This is a genomic window from Thalassolituus sp. UBA2590, from assembly GCF_002339775.1.
GTDB lineage: Bacteria > Pseudomonadota > Gammaproteobacteria > Pseudomonadales > Oceanobacteraceae > Thalassolituus.
Genome location: NZ_DDKU01000130.1, coordinates 1 through 6,313 on the forward strand (window position 1 = coordinate 1; position 6,313 = coordinate 6,313).

9 protein-coding genes are annotated in these 6,313 nt (G+C 52.8%); 2 read left to right on the top strand and 7 right to left on the bottom strand.

Going from position 1 to position 6,313, the window contains the following annotated elements; all coding sequences use genetic code 11:
• Positions 1-672, bottom strand: a 672-nt coding sequence (locus B2067_RS11475; RefSeq protein ID WP_301388544.1) for a response regulator, incomplete at its 3' end; no start/stop codon positions are given.
• Positions 673-857: 185 nt separating this feature from the next.
• Between B2067_RS11475 and B2067_RS11480 the strand changes: the two genes are divergently transcribed.
• The gene (locus B2067_RS11480; RefSeq protein ID WP_068434710.1) at positions 858-1,097 is read left to right on the top strand and encodes a YdcH family protein; all 240 of its coding nucleotides are present in this window, start codon (positions 858-860) and stop codon (positions 1,095-1,097) included.
• A gap of 49 nt (positions 1,098-1,146) precedes the next feature.
• Here the strand turns inward: B2067_RS11480 and lipA are convergent, their stop codons facing one another.
• The 5 genes from lipA to B2067_RS11505 all read right to left on the bottom strand — a co-directional run bounded on the left by lipA (position 1,147) and on the right by B2067_RS11505 (position 5,569).
• On the bottom strand, positions 1,147-2,118 hold the full coding sequence (gene lipA, locus B2067_RS11485; RefSeq protein WP_068444438.1) for a lipoyl synthase: 972 nt from the start codon (positions 2,116-2,118) through the stop codon (positions 1,147-1,149).
• A 3-nt stretch (positions 2,119-2,121) separates the two neighbouring features.
• Positions 2,122-2,760, bottom strand: a complete 639-nt coding sequence (gene lipB, locus B2067_RS11490; protein ID WP_068436311.1) for a lipoyl(octanoyl) transferase LipB — start codon at positions 2,758-2,760, stop codon at positions 2,122-2,124.
• A complete protein-coding gene (locus B2067_RS11495) occupies positions 2,760-3,032 on the bottom strand; it encodes a YbeD family protein (RefSeq protein WP_301388545.1) in 273 nt (90 codons plus the stop codon). Before B2067_RS11495 ends, lipB begins: the two co-directional genes overlap by 1 nt.
• A gap of 125 nt (positions 3,033-3,157) precedes the next feature.
• Entirely contained in the window at positions 3,158-4,306 is a 1,149-nt protein-coding gene (locus B2067_RS11500; RefSeq protein WP_301388547.1) for a D-alanyl-D-alanine carboxypeptidase family protein, read from the bottom strand.
• A 147-nt stretch (positions 4,307-4,453) separates the two neighbouring features.
• A complete protein-coding gene (locus tag B2067_RS11505) occupies positions 4,454-5,569 on the bottom strand; it encodes a hypothetical protein (protein ID WP_139325700.1) in 1,116 nt (371 codons plus the stop codon).
• Positions 5,570-5,672: 103 nt separating this feature from the next.
• Here B2067_RS11505 and B2067_RS11510 point away from each other — a divergent pair, with 103 nt between their 5' ends.
• Positions 5,673-5,948 carry a hypothetical protein gene (locus B2067_RS11510; RefSeq protein ID WP_068444427.1) on the top strand — a complete coding sequence of 92 codons (276 nt, stop codon included), beginning with the start codon at positions 5,673-5,675 and terminating at the stop codon, positions 5,946-5,948.
• A 49-nt stretch (positions 5,949-5,997) separates the two neighbouring features.
• Here B2067_RS11510 and B2067_RS11515 read toward each other — a convergent pair.
• Positions 5,998-6,313: YchJ family protein (locus B2067_RS11515; protein ID WP_301388549.1), on the bottom strand; the 316-nt coding region annotated here is incomplete at its 5' end.

Genomic DNA, 6,313 nt, shown 5'->3' on the forward strand with positions numbered 1-6,313 from the left:
GCGGCCGAACTCCATGATACGACCACCACCGTGACCGGACTGCATCAGATCTTGTTCAAGTGGAGAAGCCGCTCCAGAATGCGAGTAATAATGAGGCCACTCATCGCCTTCGAGCCAGCACGAAAAAACGGCATTCAGACCAAAACGCGAGAGAAGATTCAGCAGTGCCTGTGCCAATTCATCCAGCTTCTGACACATCGAGATCTGCTCCATGTAGCGCACAATTTCGCCCTGTTCCGCAGCGTGCGTCATGGCTTCAAAAGCGGCCTGCTTAGCATTTTCTGCGTTGTCGAGTAATTCTCGCTCATATCGGCGCTGGTGAAGGGCGCGCGATACTTTCGCCTGCAGATCGGCTACGTCAAATGGCTTGCTGACGTAATCGTCGACACCCGCCTCATAGATCGCAAGGCGAGTATCGATACTGAGGTTATCGCCGACGTAAATCACAGGTATGCCTGAGGTATCCGGATGCTCACGCAACATCCTGAAGAGTTCATCATCACTGCTGTTCATTCCCGAACCATCGAGAACAATGCAGTCCGAATCTTTTTCGGTACAGGCCAGGTAGTCTTCTACCGTACTGAATCCTGCGACATCAAGGTGGCTGAGGATATGACCTAACAGGGATATCGAGTGTGCTTCATTATCCAGAACAACAACCTTACCTGGCATTTTCTTCCTCGTGGCTGAATAAACTACTTATTAATTGAGTTATCTATAAATAAAGACCACAACCCTAACTTCGTCCAGACAAAATGTACGGAATAGTACATTGCAGGAACTCACTAACCTGATCCAGGTCAATGTGGATACGGGCAGCAAAGGTAATCTGAAATTGTCCCAACAGGAGGAACCTTATGAACGTCGAACATCATGATTTACACCACGATTTTCCAGACATGGCAGAGCAGATCCATGAACTCAAAATGAACGACCGGCATTTCGCCCGTCTATTCGACGAGTATCACGAGCTGGATAAAGAAGTACGGAAGATTGAAGAAGACACCACGCCGGCGTCAGACGAAACACTGGACGCTTTACGACTGAAGCGTGTACACCTGAAAGATGACTTGTACTCGATGCTGAAACAGGCCTGAATATAAGCGGAGCCTGTCGTGCCCCGCTTATAACGTGCCGGTCAGTTATTCAGCTGACGGGCACGCCGCTGACATCGATGCCTTCGGCCTGCTGATCAGCGTGATAAGAAGAGCGCACAAGCGGCCCGCTGGTCACACGAATAAAGCCCATCTCTTTTGCGATATCACCTAATTCTTTGAACTCTTCCGGTGTAACGAAGCGCTTCACTGGTGAGTGATCACGGCTCGGCTGCAGGTACTGACCAAGAGTGATGTGATCAATGTTGTGCGCACGCATATCACGCATCACATCAACCACTTCTTCATTCGTCTCACCCAATCCAAGCATCAGACCTGACTTGGTGATGATCTCAGGATTACGGGCTTTGTATTCCTTCAGCAACGTCAGAGACCACTCATAGTTGGAACCCGGACGACACTCCTTGTACAAACGCGGTACCGTCTCAAGATTGTGGTTAAACACGTCAGGTTGAGTTTCCGTCAGGATATCGAGTGCGACCTCCATGCGACCACGGAAATCAGGCACCAGAACCTCCAGCTGAATACCCGGACTATGCTCACGGGTCAGGCGAATGCAGTCGGCAAAATGCTGGGCGCCACCATCACGCAGGTCATCACGGTCGACCGAGGTGATCACCACGTACTTCAGGCCCATATCAGCAATCGCGGTCGCCAGGTTGACTGGCTCTTCGGTATCCAGAGGGTTAGGACGGCCGTGACCAACGTCACAGAACGGGCAGCGACGTGTACAGATGTCGCCCATGATCATAAAGGTTGCGGTACCGCCGCCGAAACACTCTCCCAGATTAGGACAACTGGCTTCCTCGCAAACGGTATGCAGCTTATGCTTACGCAGTTTCTGCTTAATCTCATTGATCTTCGGAGTCGCTGGAATGCGCACGCGGATCCAGTCTGGTTTACGCGGTATTTCTTCGGTCGGAATGACTTTAATCGGGATGCGGGCGACTTTATCTGCACCTCGCAGTTTTTCGCCCTGCACTACTTTGCGTCGTTCTGACATCAATTACTCCGGAGTCGTTTCATCAGTACCTGAACCGTCATTGGCTAGCAGGCGCTGTAAATGATAGTCGAGACGGTCGGTCACTGCGTCGAAACTCACTGCGCTGTCAGTTTCGGCAGTCATCTGCGTCATCTCCATCCCCGCATACCCACAGGGGTTAATCCGGCGGAAGGGTTCAAGATCCATGTCTATATTCAACGCCAGCCCATGAAATGAGCGCCCATGGCGTATTCTTAAGCCCAGCGAGGCAATTTTCCGTTCGCCCGTGTAAACACCTGGCGCGTCGCTGCGCGGCGAGGCTTCGATATTCCACTCTGCCAGAGTATCAACGATGGCCTGTTCAATAGCACTGACTAACTGTCGAGGCCCCCAACCGCGGCGGGCGATGTCGATCATCAGATACACCACCAGCTGACCAGGACCATGGTAAGTTACCTGACCACCACGATCGGTCTGCACGACCGGGATATCACCGGGAAACAGAACATGCTCGGCTTTACCGGCCTGCCCCTGAGTAAACACAGGAGGATGCTGAAGGTACCAGAGCTCATCTGGAGTTTCGTCATTGCGTCCTTCGGTGAAGGCCGTCATGTCATCATAGACCGTCTGATAATCTGCCAACCCCAGCATGCGGGTCTGCATCAGATCACCATGCGTACGTTAGCGTGGGCCATCAGGTCTTTGTGGATATTAACCAACTGATCTTTACCCGTCGCGGTGATATAGAGGGTCACGGAACGGAAACGTCCATTCGAACTCTCCTGAATGCGGATTCGCTCCATGTCACAGTCTTCCGCATGAACACGGACAATTTCGACGATCACCTCTTCGTAGTTTTCCATCGCCTCGCCGACCACTTTGACCGGATAGTTCTCACAGGGAAACTCAATTTTAGGGGCTTCAGGTTGGCTCACGGCGGTATCTCAGAAGATAAACAGAACAATGGTTACATTTATGGATGCTGCCGCCTGAATTTTCAAGCGGCAGACATGAAAAGTGTGCTGCCAGTACGGTCAGCGGCAGCCTAGTGGCACCAGCTTCAGGCGAAGAGGCGCACGAAGAAAAGTTTGATGGATCCGATCAGACGTCCAAAGAAGCCCGACTCTTCAATATCCGTCGCTGCAACAAGATCATGCTTGCCCAGTTCTTCCTCACCCATCTTCAGCGTCAGCGTGCCAACACCCTGCCCGGCCGACAGCGGAGCTTCTGGATAATCAGGGCTAACGACTTCTGCGACTAACTCATCCCGCGAGCCACGCGGCAGGGTCATGTAAATGTCTTCCGCAACCACCAGGTCGATGGTGTCCTGCTTCGCCAGCCAGACTTTCTCAGTCGCCAGCACATCGCCCTTGCTATAAAGCTTGTGCGTTTCAAAATAGCGGAAACCGTAGCCCAGAAGTTTCTGAGTCTCACGTGCACGCGCTTCTTCGCTGCGTGTCCCCATCACAACGGCAATAAGGCGAGTGTCATCACGCTTAGCTGATGCCGCGAGACAGTATCCAGCTTCTTCCGTATGGCCGGTTTTCAGGCCATCCACGCTCGGATCACGCCACAGCAGTTTATTGCGGTTTGGCTGGCGGATGTCGTTGTATTCGAAATACTTTTCAGCGTAAAGACTGTAATAAGTCGGGTGGTCTTTAATAATGTGCTTCGCCAACAAAGCAAGATCACGTGCCGTTGTCAGGTGGCCTTCAGCGGGCCAGCCTGTCGCATTCTCGAAGTTGGTGTCGAACATACCAAACTCCTGCGCGTACTGGTTCATCCACCCTGCAAACGCACTCTCAGACCCGGCAAAATACTCAGCGACTGCGATGGACGCGTCGTTACCTGACTGCACAATAATACCGCGCAGCAAGTCGATCATTTTCACTTCAGTGCCTTCACGGACCCACATCTTAGAGCCGCCTTTTTTCCAGGCGGTCACACTGATCGGCACCATGGTGTCTTCGGTCACATTGCCTTCAACCATTTCGTGAACAGCAATGTAGCTGGTCATCATCTTGGTCATACTCGCAGGCGGCAAACGCTCACCCGAGTTGTGCTCAACCAGAACTTCGCCGCTATCTGCATCCATCAGGATATAGGCTGTGGCGTCCAGGACAGGAGGTTTAGGGATAATGACAGCAGCAAGAGTCAGAGAAGAAAAGGAAAAGAGTAACGCAGAAATAAACAGACGGAATAAGTACATGGTTCGCTATCAGTATTGGCTGAATTAAAACAATAATGGCCCGGATTGTATCACGGCTGACGCGCTTGTCAGCGCTATCCGCTCATACGACCCGAGCCACAGGTATTGGTTCCACCCGAGGGAACCACGACCGGCATTTCCGACGGCTTACTGACCGACCTGCTTAAGCAGAGAAGAATCGCGCGGTGGGTGCAGCGCCACGATCGCAGACTCCCCAACGGCAACTGGCTGATAGCTGTGGCGCAGGCGGTATCCACGGTCAATGCGACGTGCGCAGAGAGTCAGGCGTACAGCCAACCAACGATAATCCGACTTACTGGCCGAATGAACAACCACCGAAGCGTCTTCGTCCACCATCTTCTGGCAGATATCGCCCATTTTTTCGGCAATAGCACGGTCTTTAGACTGGAGTGCCTGAGGTGGCACCGTATATTCAGCAATAGCGTCGCTCTCTTCTTTCGCCTGGGCCCAGAGTCGCGTGGACTGAGCCGTCGGTGTCTTCGCAGCGGCCTTCGGCGCCGCCAGACGTGGCTTAGGCGCAGGTGCCGGAGCAACAGGGTCCAAAGCAATATCATCGAGATCGATCGGTGAATTCAATACTGGCGACGAACTTGAGGCCTTCTGCTTGGCCGCGGCTGCAGCGGCAATCTGGCGCTGACGCTCCTGCTCTGCGCGACGCTGACGTTCCTGCTCTGCTCTACGCGCCTTTTCGGCGGCTTCGCGACGTCGTTTTTCTGCGGCTTCGGCAGCGGCTATCTTGCGTTGCTTCTCAGCTTCAATACGTAAACGTTCTTTTTCTTTCTCAGCTGCCGCAGCCAGCTCACGCTGACGAGCCTGTTCTTCGGCGTCGGCTTTTTCTTTCGCGGCGACGGCGCGGGTATCGACGCCAGAGCTTGCCTTAGCCTGATCCAGAGCACGCTGCTCATCTTCAAGGCCCGGCGTCAAAGCGGCTACTTTCCAGACGTTATCCAGATACCCCTGAGCTTTGCTCAACTGGCCCTTCTCACGCGCCTGCGCAGACAAGGCCACGTACGCCTCACCCCAGTCATAAGCGAGCGGCACCACGCGATAATCGAAAGGCGCTTCACTGCGGAACTGAGTTATTTTTTCCAGCGCATTGTTGCCTTCCGGTGACGAAAGACGTTTCGCTGATATGTCGTTTTTGATCTGCTGCAGCAGCTGATCCAATTGCTCAGGCGTTGCAGACCAGGCATTCGACACCGCGAGAAATGCGGACAAAACAAGCAAAGAAATCTTTTTCATGAAACACTTATTATCGTTGTGGTGAACCAGCAGTGAGGGGTAAGATGCAGACTTCTTATAACTTCTGTCAAGTTTCCTTTCTGCGTTTAGAGAGATTGCGCACATGCTGACGCGTTACGGCTCCCTGTTATTCGCCCTTCCTGCGATCACCCTGATTGTTGCCTTCGGCTTTGAATTAATGTCAGCCGGTCAATGTACCGATGCCGGGCTGCACTATGACTATACCAGTGGTGCCTGTTCAGAAGAAGCAGTTCCCCAGCTAAGCTACTACCAGCGCAACACCGTCTTTATTAACGTGATGTTATTGCTTTCTATGGCCGGTGCATTAGCCATGACCTGGGGCATGCTACTCAAAGGCATGCAGCCCTCAGATAAATAAGCAGCCCTCAAATCTTCAGAAAAGGCTGCTGTCAAAAATCAGAAGCGACTCAGCCGCAGCACTTTTTCCACTTTTTCCCCGAGCCGCACAGGCAGGGGTCATTCCGGCCGACATCGGGCGAGCGAAAATCGGTTTCTCCGGCAAGGTAATACCATCGCCCACCCAGCCGTTCAAAACGCGACTTTTCTTCAAGCAGAAGCCACTCACCATCTTCGTTAAAGGTGGCAATAAAATGAACCGTGCCTGTGTCTCCGTCGCTGCCTTCCTCCAGAATATCGAGCCCTGTCCACCGGGTATCGGCGGCGAACTCCAGGGTTTGCGGGCGATAGTCCTTATGCCAGGTAGCTAACAGATAATCGGCATTT

What these genes read in the sequence shown, in the direction of transcription:
- B2067_RS11480 (WP_068434710.1), top strand. Translation starts at nt 858, where the DNA reads ATGAACGTCGAACATCATGATTTACACCACGATTTTCCAGACATGGCA.
- lipA (WP_068444438.1), bottom strand. Translation starts at nt 2,118, where the DNA reads ATGTCAGAACGACGCAAAGTAGTGCAGGGCGAAAAACTGCGAGGTGCA.
- lipB (WP_068436311.1), bottom strand. Translation starts at nt 2,760, where the DNA reads ATGCAGACCCGCATGCTGGGGTTGGCAGATTATCAGACGGTCTATGAT.
- B2067_RS11500 (WP_301388547.1), bottom strand. Translation starts at nt 4,306, where the DNA reads ATGTACTTATTCCGTCTGTTTATTTCTGCGTTACTCTTTTCCTTTTCT.
- B2067_RS11505 (WP_139325700.1), bottom strand. Translation starts at nt 5,569, where the DNA reads ATGAAAAAGATTTCTTTGCTTGTTTTGTCCGCATTTCTCGCGGTGTCG.
- B2067_RS11510 (WP_068444427.1), top strand. Translation starts at nt 5,673, where the DNA reads ATGCTGACGCGTTACGGCTCCCTGTTATTCGCCCTTCCTGCGATCACC.